Here is an 18,395-nt window from a genome sequence, read left to right on the forward strand (position 1 = left end):
CAAGTCGCTGAAGTTGTTTCAGCGAAGCCTTCGATTATGCACTGTTTTTTCAAACCGCGTCAACTTTCGAAGACTTTCTTCACCACTCACAACCAGCACTCCTGAGAGCTCCGGTCGCTTCGAACACCAGAGGTATTCAGCAGCGAAGCCCACGAGTATATGACAGATTTCGGCTCGTGCAAGCCAAGCTGAAAGAAACTTGAAGAAGACCTTTGCCGCCCCACTCGCCGCCCGCTTCACGCCTCGTCCCTGACTGCCGACGTCTCTCCCAGGGGACTCCAGTCCCTTCTATATAGAGAGCCACAAAGAAGCCTTCTTCCCCAGCCGCCAGGCGCCGTCACCCGCCCCTCCGATAATCCGTGCCACATGGCACTCATCACACTCCTCGACGCGCAGCTCGCGTTCGGTCACGTCCCGCTGCTGGATCATGCGGACTTCTCTCTTCTCGAATCGGAACGCATCGGCCTGATCGGCCGCAACGGCGCCGGCAAGTCGTCGATGCTCAAGATACTGGGCGGGCTGGAAAAGCCCGACGACGGCACGCTGCAGTTGCAGCAGAACTTGCGCGTGGCCTACGTGGCGCAGGAACCCGCGCTGGACATGGATGCGGACGTGTTCACCGCCGCCAGCCAGGGCCTGGGCGAAGTCATCGCCATCCGTGACCTGTACCTCTCCGGCGCGGACGGGCTCGACCTGGACGCCCTGCAGTCCAAGATCGAAGCCTACGACGCCTGGAACTGGGAGCAGCGCGTCGAAGAGACGCTGCATCGCCTCCACCTCGACCGCAACGCGCGCGTCGGCTCGCTCTCGGGCGGCACGCGCAAGCGGGTCGCGCTGGCCCAGGCCCTGGTGGCCGCGCCGGACGTGCTTCTATTAGACGAACCCACCAACCACCTGGACCTCGACTCCATCGAGTGGCTGGAACAGCTGCTGATCGACTTCAAGGGCAGCGTCGTCACCATCACCCACGACCGCAGCTTCCTAAACCGCGTCGCCACCCGCATCGTGGAGCTCGACCGGGGCAAGCTGGGTTCCTACCCGGGCAACTTCGAGCAGTACCTCGTTCAAAAGGAAGAGCAGCTCGCCCAGGAAGCGATCATCAGCGCCAAGGCCGACAAGCTGCTGGCGCAGGAAGAGATCTGGATCCGCAAGGGCGTCGAAGCCCGCCGCACGCGCAGCCAGAGCCGCATCACGCGGCTGCAGGAACTGCGCGCCAGCCGCGCCGCGCGCCGCGAGGTGCAGGGCAGCGTCAACATGGATGTGGCCTCGGGCCAGTCCAGCGGCAAGATCGTGGCCGAGCTCACCGATGCCACCAAGTCCTTCGGCGAGAAGACCGTGATCCGCGGTTTCAGCGGCACCATCCTGCGCGGCGACAAGATCGGCCTGCTGGGCCCGAACGGCGCCGGCAAGACGACGCTGCTCAAGCTGATCCTCGGCGAACTCGAGCCCGACAGCGGCAAGATCCGCCGCGGCACCAACCAGCAGGTGGCGTACTTCGACCAGATGCGCGACAAGCTCGACCTCGACGCCACGCTGGAAGATTTCATCAGCCCCGGCAGCGAGTGGATCGAAATCGGCAGCCAGAAGAAGCACGTCAAGAGCTACCTGTCGGACTTCCTGTTCTCGCCCGCGCGCGCCAACTCCCCCGTGCGCTCGCTCAGCGGCGGCGAACGCAACCGCCTGCTGCTGGCGCGCCTGTTCGCGCGCCCGGCCAACGTGCTGGTGCTCGACGAGCCGACCAACGACCTGGACATCGACACGCTCGAGCTGCTCGAAGGCCTGCTGCAGGACTACGACGGCACCGTGTTCCTCGTGAGCCACGACCGCACCTTCCTCGACAACGTGGTGACCAGCACGATCGCCTTCGAAGGCGACGGCCGCTGGCGCGAGTACGAGGGCAGCGTGGAAGACTGGCTGATCCAGTCCAAGCGCGCACGCGAGATCGCCGAGCAGCGCCTCGCGTCGGCGCCACCGCCGCCTCCAGCCGCCGCACCGGCCCCGGCCCCCGCGGCTGCACCCGCTGCAGCCCCCACCGGCGGTCCCCGCAAGAAGCTCTCTTACAAGGAGCAGCGCGAACTCGAAGCCCTGCCCGCGCAGATCGAAGCCCTCGAAACCGAGCAGAAGCGCATCAGCGAAATGCTCGAACTCGACGGCGGCGCCATCTATGCAAGCGACGCCTCGCGCGCGGTCGAGCTGAGCGAGCGCCACGCGAAAATCGACGACGAGCTGCTCGCCGCGCTGGAGCGCCAGGAAGAACTCGGCGCCGGGCGCTGAGCGCCCTCTTCCCTCACCGGTTGGCCGCCCGTCCCACCCACGACGGGCGCCAACTCGGCTATACATGCGGCACCGCCTTCCCAAGCCCCCGGAAAGACCCCGCCGCATGCCTTCTTCTTCCTTCCACGCGTTGGTCCGCCGCAGCGTCGCGCTGCTGGCCCTCATGGTGCTCGGCGCCTGCGCGCAGCTTCCGAAGGACGTGGACCGCCCCGTCTCGACCGCGTTCGCCTCGCCCGACGGCACGGCGCTGGCCACGCTGCTGCGGGAGCGCCGCAACGCCGACAAGGCGCGCTTCGATTCCGGCTTCCTGCTGCTGGGCGGCCCGCAGGCCGCCTACGGCAGCCGGCTGGCGCTGATCGAGAACGCACAGAAGACGCTGGACCTGCAGTACTACGCCATCCACGCCGACGCCAGCACCGGCCGGCTGGTGCGCGGGCTGCGCGCGGCGGCCGAGCGCGGCGTGCGGGTGCGCATCCTGCTGGACGACTTCCACACCATCGGCCGCGACGCGCTGGTGCTCGGCCTGGCCTTCATCCCGAACATCGAGATGCGGCTGTTCAACCCGCTCGCGGGTTCGCGCGGCACCGGCTTCAACCGCATGCTCAACGCCATCGGCGAGGTCTCGCGCATCCAGCAGCGCATGCACAACAAGCTGTTCCTGGCCGACAACGTGATGGGGGTGACGGGCGGGCGCAACCTGGGCGACGCCTACTTCGGCAATGCCATCACCGGCAACTTCGTCGACGTCGACGTGCTGGCGGCCGGCCCGATCGTGCAGGACCTCTCGCGCAGCTTCGACAGCTACTGGAACAACGAGCGCGCCTACCCCGTGCAGTCGCTGGTCTCGCGCGAGGAGTTCCAGCGCATCCGCGACCGCGCGCGCCGGGTCGACCAGGAACTCAGCGACGAAGCGGCCGAAGCACGCAACCAGCCCAAGCCCCCGGACGGCGAGCCGCGCCCCGGCGCCGGCCCCACGGCCGAGCAGCGCGCCCGCGCCTGGGACGAGAAGCCGCTGGATCTACGCAGCGCCGCCTTCGTCTGGGCCCCGGCCCTGATGCTGGCCGACGCGCCCGGCAAGATCCCGGCCGACAGCGGCCCCGGCGCGGTGCGCAACCCCGACCTCGTGGTCAGTCGGCCCGAGCTGCCCTCGCGCAGCGCCACCGCGCTGGCCGACCTGGCCTCCAGCGGCGACACGGTGGTCGAAGGCCTGCTGCACCTGATCGGCCAGGCGCGCACCGACCTGCTGATCATCTCGCCCTACTTCGTGCCCGGCCCCGACATGCAGCAGGCCTTTGCCGCGGCGCGCGCGCGGGGCGTGCGCATCCGGGTGCTGACGAATTCACTGGCCTCGAACGACGCGCCCATCGCCCACGTCGGCTATGCGCGCCACCGCAAGGCGCTGCTCGCCGCCGGCGTGGAGCTCTACGAGCTGCGCAGCGAGCAGGCCGACTTCGGCAATGTGTTCGGCTCCTCGGGCGGCAGCGGCGCGGGCAGCGTCAGCGGCGAATCGCGCGCGATGCTGCACTCCAAGGTGCTGGTGATGGACGGCCGGTTGCTGGTGGTCGGCTCGATGAACCTCGACCTGCGCTCGCAGCTGCAGAACACCGAGATCGCGCTGCTGATCCGCAGCGGCGAACTCTCGCGCATGGCGGCCGAGCAGATCGAGCGCGGCATGCGCGAGCGCGCCTGGCATGTCGAGCTCGCAAAAGGCACGCTGGTGTGGCACGCGCCCGAAGGCAGCGGCCTGCAGGACACGGACACCGAGCCCGACGCGAGCGCCACGCTGCGCTTCCTGCTGCGACTGTTCGGGCCGCTGGCGCCGGACCAGTTGCTCTGACGGTCCGGCCAGACCCCGCCGGGGTCAGTGCTTGTGCTGGTGCGCACCGCCCGCCGCGGGCGCAGCGGCAGCGGCGGCGCCTTCGGGCGCACCGACCGGCAGCTTCAGCTCCAGCGTCGTCTTCGCGCCCTTGGCGTCCTCGAACTTCAGGGTCATGGGCACGGTCGCGCCCTTGGTCATCGCGCCCTTCAGGTCCATCAGCATCACGTGGTAGCCACCGGGCTTGAGCTCGACGGTCTTGCCGGCCGGCAGCTCGAGGCCGCCCGCGAGTTCGCGCATGCGCATGGTGTCGCCTTCCATCTTCATCTCGTGCACCTCGGCCACGCCGGCGGCAGGCGTCGAGATGCCGACCAGCTTCGTGCCCGTGGGCGCGGTGAGCTTCATGAAGGCGCCGGTGCCGCTCTGGCCCGGCACCGACTGGCGCACCCAGGCGTCGCGCACGTCGACCGTGGCCACGCCCTGCGCCACCACGTCGAGCTTGGCCGCGGGCTTCTTCAGGCCGGCCGTGGTGCTTCCCGCGGCGGGCACTTCGGCCCAGTCGACGCTGCCGACGTCGCAGTCCTGGCGCACCTTGAACCACAGCGGGCCCGGCGTGGCGGGCACCTTGCCGCGCAGCACGAACTCGCCGCGCTCGCTGCCGGGCAGCGCGTTCTGCGGCGTCTCTGCCGTCCAGCGCACTTCGCCTTCGGCGCTGCCCGCCTTGGGCGCGTCGAGCTTCCAGCCCTTGCGCGCCTGGGCGTCGGTGAGCACGAAGCCCTTGGGCAGGCGCACCGCGAGGCCGGTGGTGGCCTTGGCGCCTTCGCAGGCGTGGCCGACGCGGAAGGCGGCGTTGTACTCGCTGCCGACGGTGGCGCCGCCCGGGGGCAGGCTCACGTGGGCGCCGGCGGCGCCGGCACCGGCCAGCAGGGCGCAGGCGGCGAGGGTGTGGAAGGTGGGGAAAGTGGGGGTCGAAAGCTTCGTCATGGCGTGTGTCCTTGGGGAGGAAAAAGTGAGGGTCAAAGGTCGAACTTGAGTTCGGCCACGAAGGTGCGTTGCGGGTACGGGTGGAAGGCCCAGTAGGTCCGGTTGTTCAGGTTGTCGATGCCGACGGCGGCGCTCCACTGGCGGTCGATGCGGTAGCGGATGCGCGCATCGACCACGAAGAACTTCGAGAAGCCCATGAAGGCCATGCCGTTCGGGTCGCTGTTGTCGAGCGTGCCGTACTGCCGGCCGCTGTAGCGCGCGCCGACGGTGTAGCTCCACTTCGCGTCGGGCCGGTAGGTGGCGAGCAGCGAGGCGCGCACCTTGGGCACGCGCGGCTGGTCGCGCCCCACGCTGGCCGGGAAGCCGCGGTTGGCGGTGATCTTCGAATCGGTCAGCGTGAGGCTGCCGCCCAGGTCCAGCCCCTGGATGCCCGCGTCGACCGTGTTGATCGCCACCTCCAGCCCGCGCGTGCGGATGGCGTCGACGTTCTGCACCGTGCTCACGAGGTTGGTGAGCGCCTGGGTGTAGAGCGCGTCCTTCGTGTGCTCGAAGAACAGCGTGGTGCGCAGCACGCCGTCGACGCCCCAGCGCTTGAGGTCGCGCTCGGCGCTCAGCTCGGCGGTCCACGAACGCTCGGGGCGCAGCTCGGGGTTGGTGTTGACGATGCGGTTGCCCTCGATCGAGCCCTGGTAGAGCTCGCTCACGGTGGGCATGCGCACGGCGCGGCCGACCGAGGCCTTGAAGTGCCAGTCGGGCGTGGCCTGCCAGGCGAGCGCGGCCTTGGGCGAGACAAAACTGTTCTTGCGCGGCGCGAAGTCGAGCAGCCGCGCCGCGTTGCCGAGCTGGCCGCCGTAGGCCTCCCAGCGCTCGTGGCGCAGGCCCAGCGTGGTCCTCCAGTCTTTGGCGAAGCGCCAGGTGTCCTGCACGTAGAGCGAGCGCAGCCGCGTGTTGCCGTTGAAGGCGGAGAACGGCGACACGGCCGGCCCGCCGATCCAGTCGCGCGTGTTGCCGATGGCGCTGCGCAGCCGCGCGGTGTCCTGCTGGACGCCGAAGTCGACCACGTGCGCGCCCACGCCTTCGGCCGAGCCGGTGGGCCGCCAGGTGCCCGCGGCCTTGAAGGTGTGCCAGCCGGTGCCGCCCATGTCGGTGGTGCGGCCGGGGCCGCCGTAGAAGGCGCCCGGCAGCGCCGTGGTCGGCGTGCGCGAGGTGTCCTTCGCGTAGTCGAACAGGCTCGCCGCCACCTCCCAGTCGAACACGCCGCCGGTGTGGCTCTTCACCGAGAGGCCGTGCATGTAGTGCGTGAGCGCCGTCTCGGTCGGCGCGAAGGCGGCGGCCGGCGCGTCGAGGTTGTAGGTGCGTCCGCCGAGGTTCACGCGCCCGCCGTACACCGGCTGGCCGAGCGCATCGCGCAGGTAGGTGTCGGTGCTGCCGTGCGTGGTGTTGTGCCAGGCGCCCAGCGTGTAGGTGGCGCGCACCGTGGGCGAGAAGTCGTAGGCCAGCTTGAGCTTGGCCTGCTCCTGGGTGGTGTCGTAGGCGGTGATGCCGCCCAGCAGCCACCACGGCTGGTTCGACGGGTTCAGCCCGAGCACCGCGCCGGTGACGGGCGTGCCCGCGCTGCCCACCGTGCCCGCGCTCACGAGCCGGTTGGCGAACGACAGCGACTGCCCCTTGCTGTGGGTGCGCGAGGCGCCGAGCCACCACGACCAGTCGCCGCTGCGGCTGCCCAGCGACAGGTCGAGCTGCTGGCCGCCCGGCGACGAATGGCTGTTGTACAGGTCGAAATTCGAGGTGAAGCCGCTGAGCTTGACGTGCGCCTCGAGCTGCGTGGGCATGCGCGTCACGTAGTCGACCACGGCGCCCACCGAGTTGCCCGGGTAGGCGGCCGAGAACGGGCCGTAGAGCACGTCGACGCGCTCGATCTCGTCGGGCGACACCATGCCCCAGCGCGGCGCGAAGGTGGCGCCGTTGCCCAGCGGGTTCGACAGCATGATGCCGTCGGCGTAGACCATCGCACGCGCGCTGTTGCCCGTGCCCGAGGCGCGCGTGGCCAGCACCGCGTGGTTGAAGTCGCCGATGTAGCGCTTGCGCACCAGCAGGCTCGGCAGGTACTTGAGCGCGTCTTCGGCGTCGGTCGCGTTGACCGTCTCGGCGATCTGCTCGGCGGTCACGCCTTCGATGGTGGTGGGGATCTGCGTCGGCAGCGAGGTCGGCCGGCCACCGCTGATGGTGACGGTACCCAGCGTGCGGCCCGGGGCGGCCGCAGCGCCGGCCTCCGGCGGATCAATGTCCGGCGGCGTTTGCTGCTGCGCCCACACCGGCGCGCTGAAAGGAAATGCCATGGCGATCGCCAGGGCGCGGGAGTGCTGCTTCATGGGGAACCGGCTCCACGAACTTCAAGCCAAAGGGACTGCCTGCGCGCACCCGGGGTGCACCGACAGACAGCGCTGTTGCTGATCGCTCAGGCGGAACGCGGAGGCCCACGGGCCGGCAGCGGCGCGGCCGTGGCCGCGGCATGGCGCGCGGCGGGAATGGGTTGAAGCACGCGCCCCAGCGGCAGGGGCGCATCGAACGCGGCCGCCACGGGCGGCGGGGGCGGCGCACCGGTCAGCGCGCACAGGGGGCAGTCCATGTGCGTGGCGCCCATGTCCTGCACGCCGTCTTCGGTGTGCACCACCACCTTGATGGTGCCGGCGCCGGAACACACCAGTTCCATCGCCTGCGGATGCACCACCGGCGACGCCACCGCCACGCCCAGCGACAGCACGAACCACAGCAGCACCCACCGGCCGAGGCGGCCGATCAAGCGGGGGTGGGGGCGCAACGTGTGCATGGCGGTCGCGATTATCGGCGCACTTTGCTGTTGGTGGCCTTGGGGGCGGCACGGGGTGCGACCTTGCCCTTGGGCGCAGCAGCGGCCTTGGACGCCGGCTTGGCCCCGCCCTTCGCAGCGGCCTTCTGGCCCGTGCCCTTGGCCGCCTTCTGCCCCTTGACGCTCTTGCCACCGCGCACCGCCTTGCGGGCTGGCGGCTCGGGCGCGGCGAGCGCCGGCATCGGCAGCGCCTGCTGCGCCTGCGCCTCGGTGAGCACCGGCGTGACGCGAAAGCCGCGCGCCGCCATCAGCGTGGGCAGGCCCTGCGCGCCAACCATGTGCAGCGCGCCGACCGCGGCGAACGCGCTGCGCCCGCCCGCGTGCAGGCGCTCGATGCCGTCGGCCAGCCCGGGGTTGCGGTCGTCGAGCAGGCGCTTCATGAGGCGCTGCTCGGCCGGCGTGTTCAGGCACTCGCACCACTCGGCGTAGCGCGCCAGCCGGGCCGCGTCGCTGCGCGCCCAGACATCGGCCAGCGTCTTGAGCTGGCCGCGCAGCCGGCCCGATTCGAGCTCGTCGAGCATGGCGTCGATCTGCTCGGCCTCCTCGGCTTCGGAGCCGCCGGTGAGCCAGCGCAGTTGATCGGCGGCGTTCTCGAGCGCGACGATCGGCTTGTTGCTGTTGCGCGCCGAGACGGCCAGCGTCTCGTCGACGCCGAACTCCGCATACAGCCCGTCGGCGCGCGCCGCCAGCGCGGTCAGCGCCGTCACCTGCAGGATGGGCGGCAGCCGGGCGGTCGAGCCCGGCGGCACGCAGGCCTCGGCATTCTGGCGCTCGAGCCGGCGGGCGCGTTCGCCGCTGAGCACGCGCGCCACCGCGGCCGGGTCGGCCGGCTGGCTCAGGGCGCGCACCGTGGCGTCATCGCGCGAGTCGAGCTCCAGCGCGAGCGTGTCGCTCTGCGCCAGCGCCTTCTGCACGGTCGGGCCGGGACGCACCCATTCGCCGCGCCCCAGGTGCAGGGTGCCGTAGAGCCACGAGGTGCGGCCGTCGCGCTCGATGCGCCACAGCAGGCCGCGGTCGATGCCGTTGCGCAGGCCGATGCCGGGCTTCTCCAGGCTCGCGATGGCCGAGGGCGGGCAGGCGGCGGCATGTGCGGCCACCGCGATGAAACAACCACCGACAGCCGCGAAGGCCTGGCGGGTCAGACGTGCAAGAAGGCGCTGGGGCGCCGGCCGGTCGGTGCCGCGCGACAGCAGGCGCAGCGGTGCGACGAGGGCTCGGAGTATCCGCAAGGCGAGCTCCATGATTGAAAGAAAGTCCGGCATTCTCACAGCACCGCTGCCCATAATCCAAAACCATGCAAAGCATCTTTCACCTTGCCTTCCACGTGCGCGACCTGGACGGCGCCCGCCGCTTCTACGGCGACGTGCTGGGCTGCGCCGAAGGCCGCAGCACCGACACCTGGGTCGACTTCGACTTCTTCGGCCACCAGATCTCGCTGCACCTGGGCGAACCCTTCGCCACCACCCGCACCGGCCGCGTCGGCGATGCGATGGTGCCCATGCCGCACTTCGGCATCGTGCTCGCGCTGCCTGACTGGCAGGCACTGGCCGGGCGCCTCGAGGCCGCCGGCACCGAGTTCGTGCTGAAGCCGCAGGTGCGCTTCGAAGGCCAGCCGGGCGAGCAGTGGACGATGTTCTTCTGCGACCCCTTCGGCAACCCGATCGAGGCCAAGGGCTTCCGCTCGCTCGACACGCTCTACGACAAGTGACCCTGCGCCCGCCCGCTTCCGATCTTCGGGCGCCCCGGGCGGCCGCGTCCCTCCTCGGCCTGGCCGCGATCGCATTGGCCGCGCTGCTGGGTACCCCGAGGGTCCACGCGCAGCAGGAATGCGAGCTCAACGGCCAGCGCGTGAGCCCCGCCGACGGCAACAGCACCGCCGGCAAGACCGGCCTGATGCGCTGCAAGGACCGCGGCACCGGCGAACTCCAGCGCGAGCAGCAGGTGCAGAACGGCGTCTTCATGGGCCTGGTGCGCTTCTATGAAAAGGGCAAGCTCGCGCGCGAGCACACCATCAACGCCAAGGGCAACATGCACGGCCGCGCGCGCGAGTTCGCGCCCGGCGGCCAGGTGCTGCGCGACGCCACGTACGACGACGGCCAGGAGCGCGGCCTGGTGCGCAGCTTCTACCCCGGCGGCCAGTTGCGGCGCGCCACCTTCTACCCCGACCGCGGCACCGAGCGCGCCATGGTCGAGTTCACCGAGCGCGGCCAGATGTCGATGCTGCGCTGCGCCGAAGCGCCGGTGCTGGCGCCGGTGGCCGACGATGCCAAGCTGTGCGGCTTCACGGGCGGGCCGTCGAACGTCGACCTGTTCGACGCGCGCGGCACCTTGCGCTCGCGGCTGTCGTACCAGGCGGGCAAGCGCGTGCGCACGCAGGAGTTCTACGACAACGGCAAGCCGTCGGTGGTCGACGAGACCACCGGCAACCGGCGCGTGGAGCGCAGTTTTTCCTCAGAGGGCGTGAAGCGGCGCGAAACCGTGTGGCTGCTGGTCGGGCGCTCGTCGATCCGCCAGCGCGAGCAGGAGTTCTCCGACCGCGGCTCGCTGGTGCGCGACCAGCGCTGGAACGCCGCGGGCGAGCCCCTGAGCGACGACAGCTACCACCTCAACGGCCAGCCGCGCAGCAAGGCCGTCTACAGCGGCGCCGGCAGCGAGCGCACGGTCGACGTGACCGAGTTCTACGACAGCGGCCAGCGCGCCGCGCAGGGCCGCTACTTCGCGCCGGGGCGCGGCCGGCAGGTGCCCGTGGGCACGCACCAGCGCTTCAATGAAAAAGGCGAGCTGCTGGCCGAGTCGAGCTTCGACGACAAGGGGCGCGTGACGCGCGAACGCAGCTGGGACGAGAACGGCGAGCTGCAGCGCGACGACGAAGTCTTCGAAGACGGCTCGCGAAAAGCGTTCGCCCGCTAGGACGAACGCCTCTGGGCGGCATCAGTCCAGCTTGATGCCGGCCTGCTTGATGATCGGACCCCAGCGCTTCGACTCCGCGCGCGACAGCGCCGCGAACTGCGCCGGCGTGCCGGGCATCGCTTCCATACCGAAGTCGTCGAAGCGCTTTTGCACGGCCGGCGTGCTGAAGGCCTTGTTCAGGTCGCTGTTGAGCTTGTTCACCACGGCGGCGGGCAGGCCGGCCGGGCCCAGGATGCCCTGGAACGCGAACACCTCGGTGTTGGGCACGCCCACTTCGGCCAGCGTCGGCACGTCGGGCAGGCGCTTGCTGCGCGCGCCCGAGCCGATGGCCAGCACGCGCACCTTGTTGCCCTGCATGATCGGCAGGCCCGAGGCCAGGTCCAGGAACATGCACGGCACCTGGCCGCCCATCACGTCGGCCATGGCCGGCGCCGCGCCGCGGTACGGGATGTGGGTGATGAAGGTGCCGGTGCGCGCCTTGAACATTTCCATCGCCAGGTGGTGCGGCGAGCCGTTGCCGGGCGACGCGTAGTTCACCTTGCCGGGGTTGGCCTTCACGTAGGCCAGGAACTCCTTGAAGGTCTTGGCCGGGAAGTCCGGGTGCACCACCAGCGCGAGCGGGAACTTGCCGATGGCGCCGATGTAGGTGAAGTCTTTCTCGGGGTTGAACGGCAGCTTGCTGAACAGGTGCTCGTTGAAGGCCAGCACGGCGTTGTCGGCCGACAGCACCGTGTAGCCGTCGGGCTTGCTCTTGGCGACCAGGTCGGCGCCGATGTTGGTCGACGCGCCGGGGCGGTTGTCGACCACGATCTGCTGGCCCAGCGTCTGGCGCATGGCCTCGGCCAGCACGCGCGCGATCACATCGGTGCCGCCGCCCGCGGGGTACGGCACGACCCACTTGATGAGCTGCGCGGGGTAGTCCTGTGCGTGGGCGAAGGGGGCTGCGGCCACGGCGGCGCCGGAGGCGAGCGTGGCGAGAAGGGTGCGGCGATCCATGAGATCAATCTCCTGTTTTTTGTTCGGAAGCGGACAGCGATGGTACGGGCAGCGCGCGCAACGCGTCGGCCAGCGCGGCGCGGCAGCGCGCCTCGTCACCGACCTGCTCGAACAGCAGCAGCGCGAGCCGCGCGAGGAACAGCGATTCGCGCTCGGCGCCGGCCTCGGTGATGGCGCGCGCGCACTCGGCGTACAGGCGGTCGCGGGCGTCGGGGTGGAGCGAGGGGGCGGAGGTCGTCATGCGGGAATGTCCTGTGAAGTGGCGACGGCCGCGCGCGCCAGCGCGGCGGGCAGCGCACCGGCCGGCAGGCGGTGCCAGCGCGCGGCCACGTGGCCGTCGGGGCGCAGCAGGTAGACGGCGCCATCGCCGGCGCCGAGCGCGGCGAAGACGGCGGGGGATGCCTGCGCATCGGTGCGGTCGTTGCTCCCCAGGCTGCCGATGGTGCACACCTCGAACGGCAAGGCGCCTTGCCGGGCCTGCGCGATGTCGGCGTCGGGCAGCGGCGCCAGGTCCGGCTGCAGCACCAGCAGCGTGAACACCGGGCCGATCCAGTCGGTCAGATGGCCTTGCGCGAGCGGCTGCTCGGGCATCGCCTCACCCGGCAGCGGACCGGCCGGCAGCGTGTCGCCCGCGCTCGACAGCGCCGAACCGTCGTAGCGCACGGCCTGCGTCTGGCGCGGGTTGATGAGCTGCGCGATGCCGCGGTGCGCCTCCGACAGCGACAGCGCCGCTTCGCGCAGCAGGTCGAAGCCGCGCGAGGGCGGCGACATGAACTCGGTGCTGCGCATCGCGCTCTCGGCGTTGATGTGGAAGGCCGCGATGCGCTCCTGCGAGTACGAATCCAGCAGCGCCGGGCCCGACAGGCCCTGGGCCACGAAGGCCAGTTTCCAGGCCAGGTTGTCGGCGTCGTCGAAGCCCGAGTTGAGGCCGCGCACGCCGAAGATCGGCATCGCGTGCGCCGCGTTGCCCGCGAACACGACGCGGCCGTGGCGGTAGCGCTCGAGCGTCATCGCGCCGGCGCGGTACACCGAGGTCCACACCGTCTTCCACGGCAGGTGGCCTTCGCCGATGGCGTCGAGGTGGCGCTGCACGAACTCGGCCACCGCCGCGGGCTGCAGCGCGTCTTCGGTGCTCTGGCCGGCGCGCAGCTGGTAGTCGATGCGCCAGATGTCGTCGGGCTGGCGATGCATCAGCACGGTCGAGCCGGGGTTCCACGGCGGGTCGAACCAGGCGCGGCGCTCGGTCGGGTGGTCGCTGTGCAGCTCGATGTCGATGATCACGTAGCGGCCTTCGTAGCCTGTGCCTTCCAGCGCCAGCCCGAGCGACTTGCGCACGAAGCTCTGGCCGCCGTCGCAGGCCGCGAGCCACTGGCCGCGCAGGCGGTAGGCGCCCTCGGCGTTGCGCACGTCGAGCGTCACGCCCTCGCCGTCCTCGTCCTGCGCAAGCGCGGTGAGCTCGGTGCCCCAGCGGATGTCGATGAGCCCCGGCGTCGCGGCATTGCGGCGCTCGATCTCGTCCAGCAGGTACTGCTCGATGTAGTACTGCTCCAGGTTGATCATCGGCGGCAGCTTCTGCTGCGCGGCCTGCGGCATCTCGAAGCGGAACACCTCCGCCGTCTTGTAGAAGCTGCGCCCCACGCTCCACGGCAGGCCCTTGCCCATGAAGGCCGGCAGCGCGCCCAGGCGCTCGACGATCTCCAGGCTGCGGCGCGAGATGCAGGCCGCGCGGCTGCCCACGCAGACCGTGTCGTCGGCCTCGAGCACCACACAGCGCACGCCGTGGTTGGCGAGCCCCAGCGCCAGCGCCATGCCCACCGGGCCGCCGCCCGCGATCACGACGGGGTGGCGGCCAGGCTCCATGCCGTCGGCGCCGAGCGACGGCAGGCGGGGCGCGAAGCGCGTGTAGTGGAAGGCGCCGACCGAAGGCGGCAGCGCGGTCGCGGAGGACGGCGGCGGCACGGGGCCGGTGGCGGCATCGGCGGTACGGGTGGTGGTCATGGAACGGGATTGTCCCGATGCGCCGCCCGCGCCAATGTCATAACTTCGTAGGAGGTATTTACCCTAGTCCTCCTTCGAAACCCCATGAAACGCTGGCGCCTCCACCCCGCCGCCGACGCGCAACTGTCGGCGGCCGTCGTCGGCGACGTGCTGGCGGGCATCGGCACGCCACACCTGGCGGCCAGCTGCCTGGCGGCGATGCACCGCGTGATGCCCGTCACCTTCTGCACCGTGTTCGGCGTCGACGCCACCGGCCGCATCGAGACCGTGTCGGCTGCCAGCAGCTACGGCCACACGGCCGAGCGCACCGCCGAGCGCTACGTGGCGCAGCGCTTCGACCGGCTCGACCCCCACATGGCCTGGCTGGCCGCGCGCAAGCTGCCCAAGCGCGCGCAGCTGTGGATGGGCCACCAGCACGGCGACGAAGTGGCCGACCCCGCCTACCGCGCCGCCTGCTACGGCGACGTGGGCATCCGCGAGCGCAGCTCGGTGCTGTTGCTGCGCCCGAGCGGCCAGCGCGTGGCCGTGAGCTTCTACCGCAGCCTGGCGCAGCCCGAGTTCGGCGACACCGACTTCGGCGTCATCGCCGCCCACGCCACCCTGCTGGCCGACGCCGCCAGCGCCCACAGCCGCAGCGCGGCGGCCGTGCACGAGGCGGCCGCGCCCACCCTCGCCTCGCGGCTGTTGACGCTGAGCCTGCGCGAACGCGAGGTGATCGGCCACCTGATGGCGGGCCGCACGGCGAAGGAGACGGCGCGCGTGCTGGGCGTGGAGCTGAGCACGGTGCGCACGCATCAGTACCGGGCGTTCCGGCGGTTGGGGATTCGGACGCAGAAGGAGCTGCTGCGGGGGGCGATGCCCGCGGCCGTCACGGCATCGTGACGATCTGCCGGATGGCCTCGCCGCGCTGCAGGCGGTCGAAGCCCTCGTTGATCTCCTCGAGCTTCAGGCGCCCGGTGAGCAGCCGGTCCACCGGCAGCTTGCCCTGGCGGTACAGCGCGATGAAGCGCCCCAGGTCGCGCCGCGGCACGCAGCTGCCGAGGTAGCTGCCCTTGAGCGTGCGCTCCTCGGCCACGAGGTGCCAGACCGGCGTGTTCAGCGTCTGGATGGCGGCGGGCAAGCCCACGGTCACGGTGGTGCCGCCGCGGCGCGTGACCTTGTAGGCGAACTCCAGCGCCTTGGCCGAGCCCACCATCTCGAGCGCATGGTCGACACCGCCCTCGGTCATGTCGCGCAGCCGCTTGGCCGCATCGGGGTCGCTGGCGTTGACGCTGTCGGTGGCGCCCAGCGCGAGGGCGAAGTCGAGCTTGTCCTGCGCCAGGTCGACCGCGATCACGCGCGCGGCGCCCGCGGCCAGCGCGCCCATGAGCGCGGCCAGCCCCACGCCGCCGAGCCCCACCACGGCCACGGTCTGGCCCGGCCGCACCTGCGAGGTGTTGACCACGGCCCCGACGCCCGTCACCACCGCGCAGCCGAACATGGCAGCAATTTCCAGCGGCAGCTCGCGGTCGATCTTGTGCAGCGAGCGGCGCGACACCGTCGCGTACTCGGCAAAGGCCGACACGCCCACGAAGTGGTCCATCGGCTCGCCGCGGTACGACAGCCGCCGCGCACCGCCCAGCAGCGTGCCCGCCACGTTGGCCGCACCGCCCGGCTCGCACAGCGCGGGGCGGCCCTCGGCGCAGGGCGCGCAATGGCCGCAGCTCGGCACGAAGACCAGGATCACGTGGTCGCCCGGCGCCAGGTCGGTCACGCCCTCGCCCAGCGCCTCGACCACGCCGGCCGCTTCGTGACCCAGCACGATCGGCGTGCGGCGCGGCCGGTCGCCGTTGAGGATCGACAGGTCCGAGTGGCACAACCCCGCGGCCGCGATGCGCACCAGCACCTCGCCGGGGCCGGGCGGCGCCAGCTCGACCTCCTCGATCTCGAGCGGTCGGCTCTGGGCATAGGGCGCGGGGGCGCCGAGGCGCTGCAGGACGGCGGCACGGACTTTCATGGGGTTTCCTTGAGTTCGGTCAGGCGGTCAGCTCATCAGGACTTCGCTGCGGCAACCAGCGGGCACTTGCTCTTCGACAAGGGCTGGAAGGCCTTGTCGCCGGGGATCGTGGACAGCACCGTGTAGTAGTCCCACGGGTACTTCGACTCGGCGGGCTTCTTCACGCTCACCAGGTACATGTCGTGCACCATGCGGCCGTCGGCGCGGATCGTGCCGCCCTGCGCGAAGAAGTCGTTCACCGGCATCGCCTTCATCTTCGCGGCCACGGTGGCGCCGTCGTCGGTGCCCGCAGCCTGCACGGCCTTCAGGTAGTGCGTGACCGCCGAGTAGGCGCCGGCCTGGATCATCGAGGGCATTTTTTTCATGCGCTCGAAGTAGCGCCGCGCCCAGGCCCGCGACTCGGGCGTGCGGTCCCAGTAGAAGCCGGTGGCGAAGGTCATGCCCTGCGCCTGCGCCAGACCCAGCGCATGCACGTCGTTGATGAACATCAGCATCGGCACCACGCGCTGCTTCGGCGACACGCCGAACTGCCGCGCCGCCTTGACGGCATTGACCGTGTCGCTGGTGGCGTTGGCCAGCGCGATGGTGTCGGCCCCCGAGGCCTGCGCCTGCAGCACGTACGACGAGAAGTCGCTCGCGTTGAGCGGGTGGAACACGCTGCCGATCACCTTGCCCTGCAGCTCGCCGACGAACTCGGTCATGTTGGCGGCCATGGCCTTGCCGAAGGCGTAGTCCACGCCGAGCAGGAACCAGGTCTTGCCGCCCTGGCGGCTCACGCCCTGCGCGGCGCCGTTGGCCAGCGCGTAGGTGTCGTAGGTGTAGTGGACCGAGGTCGGCGCGCAGGCTTCGTTGGTGAGCGCCACCGAGGCGCCGCCGGTGTTGATCGACAGCTTCTGCCGCTCGCGCGCCAGGTTGACCACCGACAGCGCGACGGCCGAGTTGTTCATGTCGAAGATGGCGTCGACGCCGTCGCGGTCGTACCAGGTGCGCGCCAGCGAGGCGCCGATGTCGGCCTTGTTCTGGTGGTCGCCCGAGACCAGCTCGATGGGCCGCCCGAGCACCTGGCCGCCGAAGTCCTCGATGGCCATGCGCGCGGCCTCGACCGAGCCGCGCCCCGCGGTGTCGGCGTACAGGCCCGACATGTCCGACAGCACGCCCACGCGCACCTTGTCGTCGCTGAGCTTCTGGGCGGCGGCCTGTCCGGCCAGCGCCATGCCCATCACCCCCCATGCGCACAGCGCGCGCCCCGCCAGCTTCGGCATGCCCATGGACCTGTCTCCTTGCAGTGAACGGATCGCTGCATCCTAGGCAGCGCCCGCCGCGCAGGGTTGGGCTTTGCGGAACGGGGGCTTCCGGCCAGCCGAACGGGGAGAAACCCCGACAGGGCCTGCGTCAGCCTTCGGCGGCGGGTTCCGGGGCGGTGCCGGTGTCGGTTCCGGCCTGCGGCTTGGTGAGCGACACCGGCGCCTCCACCGGCCGCCCCGCCGTCGACACGATCTCCTGGTCGATCGCGCCGAACAGCGAGCGCCCGTCCAGCCCCTTCATCTCGATGCGGATGGTGTCACCGAACTTCATGAAGTCGGTGGCGGGCGCGCCGTCCTGGATGGTTTCGATGCAGCGCTTCTCGGCGATGCACGAGTAGCCCTTGGGCCATTCCATGCGGCCGTTCTTCTCGACGCCCTTGTTGCTCACGGTGCCGCTGCCCACGATGCTGCCGGCGCGCACGTTGCGCGTCTTGGCGATGTGGGCGATGAGCTGGCCGAAGTGGAAGGTCATCTCGGGGCCTGCGTCGCACAGGCCGACCTTGCGGCCGTTCCAGCTGCTTTGCAGCGCCAGGTGCACGCGGCCGTCCTGCCAGGCCTCGCCGAGCTCGTCGAGCGTGACGGCCACGGGGCTGAAGGCGGTGGCGGGCTTGCTCTGGAAGAAGCCGAAGCCCTTGGCCAGCTCGGCCGGGATGAGGTTGCGCAGGCTCACGTCGTTGGCCAGCATCACGAGGCGGATGCCGTCCAGCGCCTGCTCGGGCGTGGCCCCCATCTTCACGTCGCCGGTGACGACGGCGATCTCGGCCTCGAAGTCGATGCCCATGGCTTCGCTGGGCACGATCACGTCGTCGACCGGGCCCAGGAAGTCGTCGCTGCCGCCCTGGTACATGAGCGGGTCGGTGTAGAAGCTCTCGGGCACCTCGGCGTTGCGCGCCTGGCGCACGAGCTCGACGTGGTTCAGGTAGGCCGAGCCGTCGGCCCACTGGTAGGCGCGCGGCAGCGGCGCCATGCACTGGACGGGGTCGAAGGGAAAGGCGTGGCGCGCGCGGCCGTGGTTGAGGGCGTCGTACAGGTCCTGCAGCTGCGGGCTCATGAAGCCCCAGTCGTCCAGCACCTGCTGCAGCCGGCTCGCGATGCCGGTGGCGTAGTGGGCGAGCGTGAGGTCGCGCGAGACGACGACCAACTGGCCGTCGCGCGAGCCGTCCTTCAGGGTGGCGAGTTTCATGGTGCGGGCGTGAGCAAGAAAAAGGGCGCGGCGCCGCGCCCACTAAACTGGTTGAACGGGCGGCA

At 70.8% G+C, this 18,395-nt stretch carries 15 protein-coding genes; 5 read left to right on the forward strand and 10 right to left on the reverse strand.

From position 1 onward, the window contains the following. Positions 1-366 precede the first annotated feature (366 nt). A complete protein-coding gene (locus AC07O4_RS06175; protein WP_495304028.1) occupies positions 367-2,274 on the forward strand; it encodes an ATP-binding cassette domain-containing protein in 1,908 nt (635 codons plus the stop codon). 106 nt (positions 2,275-2,380) lie between these two features. Then, the gene (locus tag AC07O4_RS06180) at positions 2,381-4,111 is read left to right on the forward strand and encodes a phospholipase D family protein (RefSeq protein WP_495304029.1); all 1,731 of its coding nucleotides are present in this window, start codon (positions 2,381-2,383) and stop codon (positions 4,109-4,111) included. 24 nt (positions 4,112-4,135) lie between these two features. On the opposite strand, the gene AC07O4_RS06185 is transcribed toward AC07O4_RS06180, so the two are convergent. The 4 genes from AC07O4_RS06185 to AC07O4_RS06200 form a co-directional block, all read right to left on the reverse strand. Next, the gene (locus AC07O4_RS06185; RefSeq protein ID WP_495304030.1) at positions 4,136-5,074 is read right to left on the reverse strand and encodes a copper chaperone PCu(A)C domain-containing protein; all 939 of its coding nucleotides are present in this window, start codon (positions 5,072-5,074) and stop codon (positions 4,136-4,138) included. A 32-nt stretch (positions 5,075-5,106) separates the two neighbouring features. After that, the gene (locus tag AC07O4_RS06190) at positions 5,107-7,446 is read right to left on the reverse strand and encodes a TonB-dependent receptor (protein WP_495304031.1); all 2,340 of its coding nucleotides are present in this window, start codon (positions 7,444-7,446) and stop codon (positions 5,107-5,109) included. An 86-nt stretch (positions 7,447-7,532) separates the two neighbouring features. Further along, a complete protein-coding gene (locus AC07O4_RS06195) occupies positions 7,533-7,904 on the reverse strand; it encodes a DUF2946 family protein (protein ID WP_495304033.1) in 372 nt (123 codons plus the stop codon). A gap of 11 nt (positions 7,905-7,915) precedes the next feature. Then, positions 7,916-9,172 carry a TraB/GumN family protein gene (locus tag AC07O4_RS06200; RefSeq protein WP_495304034.1) on the reverse strand — a complete coding sequence of 419 codons (1,257 nt, stop codon included), beginning with the start codon at positions 9,170-9,172 and terminating at the stop codon, positions 7,916-7,918. Positions 9,173-9,237: 65 nt separating this feature from the next. On the opposite strand from AC07O4_RS06200, the gene AC07O4_RS06205 reads away from it, so the two are divergent. Both AC07O4_RS06205 and AC07O4_RS06210 read left to right on the forward strand, forming a co-directional pair. Continuing rightward, positions 9,238-9,651 (forward strand): VOC family protein, encoded by a 414-nt coding sequence (locus AC07O4_RS06205; RefSeq protein WP_095746953.1) that lies wholly within the window; start codon positions 9,238-9,240, stop codon positions 9,649-9,651. Between the two features lie 2 nt (positions 9,652-9,653). Then, positions 9,654-10,853 (forward strand): toxin-antitoxin system YwqK family antitoxin, encoded by a 1,200-nt coding sequence (locus tag AC07O4_RS06210; protein ID WP_495304458.1) that lies wholly within the window; start codon positions 9,654-9,656, stop codon positions 10,851-10,853. Between the two features lie 21 nt (positions 10,854-10,874). Here the strand turns inward: AC07O4_RS06210 and AC07O4_RS06215 are convergent, their stop codons facing one another. From AC07O4_RS06215 to AC07O4_RS06225, 3 genes are read right to left on the reverse strand one after another with little or no spacing between them, the layout of a single operon-like run. Then, positions 10,875-11,849 (reverse strand): Bug family tripartite tricarboxylate transporter substrate binding protein, encoded by a 975-nt coding sequence (locus tag AC07O4_RS06215; RefSeq protein WP_062482864.1) that lies wholly within the window; start codon positions 11,847-11,849, stop codon positions 10,875-10,877. A 4-nt stretch (positions 11,850-11,853) separates the two neighbouring features. Beyond that, positions 11,854-12,090 carry a hypothetical protein gene (locus AC07O4_RS06220; RefSeq protein WP_095746954.1) on the reverse strand — a complete coding sequence of 79 codons (237 nt, stop codon included), beginning with the start codon at positions 12,088-12,090 and terminating at the stop codon, positions 11,854-11,856. After that, the gene (locus AC07O4_RS06225; protein WP_495304035.1) at positions 12,087-13,847 is read right to left on the reverse strand and encodes an FAD-dependent monooxygenase; all 1,761 of its coding nucleotides are present in this window, start codon (positions 13,845-13,847) and stop codon (positions 12,087-12,089) included. The genes AC07O4_RS06220 and AC07O4_RS06225 overlap by 4 nt, the downstream gene beginning before the upstream one ends. Positions 13,848-13,931: 84 nt before the next feature. Between AC07O4_RS06225 and AC07O4_RS06230 the strand changes: the two genes are divergently transcribed. After that, a complete protein-coding gene (locus tag AC07O4_RS06230) occupies positions 13,932-14,729 on the forward strand; it encodes a helix-turn-helix transcriptional regulator (RefSeq protein ID WP_369630286.1) in 798 nt (265 codons plus the stop codon). On the opposite strand, the gene AC07O4_RS06235 is transcribed toward AC07O4_RS06230, so the two are convergent. From AC07O4_RS06235 to AC07O4_RS06245, 3 genes are all read right to left on the reverse strand, one after another. Then, a complete protein-coding gene (locus AC07O4_RS06235) occupies positions 14,716-15,843 on the reverse strand; it encodes a zinc-dependent alcohol dehydrogenase family protein (protein WP_070063846.1) in 1,128 nt (375 codons plus the stop codon). The two genes, AC07O4_RS06230 and AC07O4_RS06235, sit on opposite strands and share 14 nt — an antisense overlap. A gap of 35 nt (positions 15,844-15,878) precedes the next feature. Further along, on the reverse strand, positions 15,879-17,105 hold the full coding sequence (locus tag AC07O4_RS06240; protein WP_495304459.1) for an ABC transporter substrate-binding protein: 1,227 nt from the start codon (positions 17,103-17,105) through the stop codon (positions 15,879-15,881). Positions 17,106-17,235: 130 nt separating this feature from the next. After that, complete coding sequence (locus AC07O4_RS06245) at positions 17,236-18,330, reverse strand: fumarylacetoacetate hydrolase family protein (protein WP_495304036.1); 1,095 nt, start codon at positions 18,328-18,330, stop codon at positions 17,236-17,238. Between the last annotated feature and the right edge of the window lie 65 nt (positions 18,331-18,395).

The organism is Variovorax sp. GW821-FHT09D04, from assembly GCF_059416405.1.

Coding starts and splice junctions, on each gene's coding strand:
- AC07O4_RS06175 (WP_495304028.1), top strand. CDS start 367: ATGGCACTCATCACACTCCTCGACGCGCAGCTCGCGTTCGGTCACGTC.
- AC07O4_RS06180 (WP_495304029.1), top strand. CDS start 2,381: ATGCCTTCTTCTTCCTTCCACGCGTTGGTCCGCCGCAGCGTCGCGCTG.
- AC07O4_RS06185 (WP_495304030.1), bottom strand. CDS start 5,074: ATGACGAAGCTTTCGACCCCCACTTTCCCCACCTTCCACACCCTCGCC.
- AC07O4_RS06190 (WP_495304031.1), bottom strand. CDS start 7,446: ATGAAGCAGCACTCCCGCGCCCTGGCGATCGCCATGGCATTTCCTTTC.
- AC07O4_RS06195 (WP_495304033.1), bottom strand. CDS start 7,904: ATGCACACGTTGCGCCCCCACCCCCGCTTGATCGGCCGCCTCGGCCGG.
- AC07O4_RS06205 (WP_095746953.1), top strand. CDS start 9,238: ATGCAAAGCATCTTTCACCTTGCCTTCCACGTGCGCGACCTGGACGGC.
- AC07O4_RS06215 (WP_062482864.1), bottom strand. CDS start 11,849: ATGGATCGCCGCACCCTTCTCGCCACGCTCGCCTCCGGCGCCGCCGTG.
- AC07O4_RS06220 (WP_095746954.1), bottom strand. CDS start 12,090: ATGACGACCTCCGCCCCCTCGCTCCACCCCGACGCCCGCGACCGCCTG.
- AC07O4_RS06225 (WP_495304035.1), bottom strand. CDS start 13,847: ATGACCACCACCCGTACCGCCGATGCCGCCACCGGCCCCGTGCCGCCG.
- AC07O4_RS06230 (WP_369630286.1), top strand. CDS start 13,932: ATGAAACGCTGGCGCCTCCACCCCGCCGCCGACGCGCAACTGTCGGCG.
- AC07O4_RS06235 (WP_070063846.1), bottom strand. CDS start 15,843: ATGAAAGTCCGTGCCGCCGTCCTGCAGCGCCTCGGCGCCCCCGCGCCC.
- AC07O4_RS06240 (WP_495304459.1), bottom strand. CDS start 17,105: ATGCCGAAGCTGGCGGGGCGCGCGCTGTGCGCATGGGGGGTGATGGGC.
- AC07O4_RS06245 (WP_495304036.1), bottom strand. CDS start 18,330: ATGAAACTCGCCACCCTGAAGGACGGCTCGCGCGACGGCCAGTTGGTC.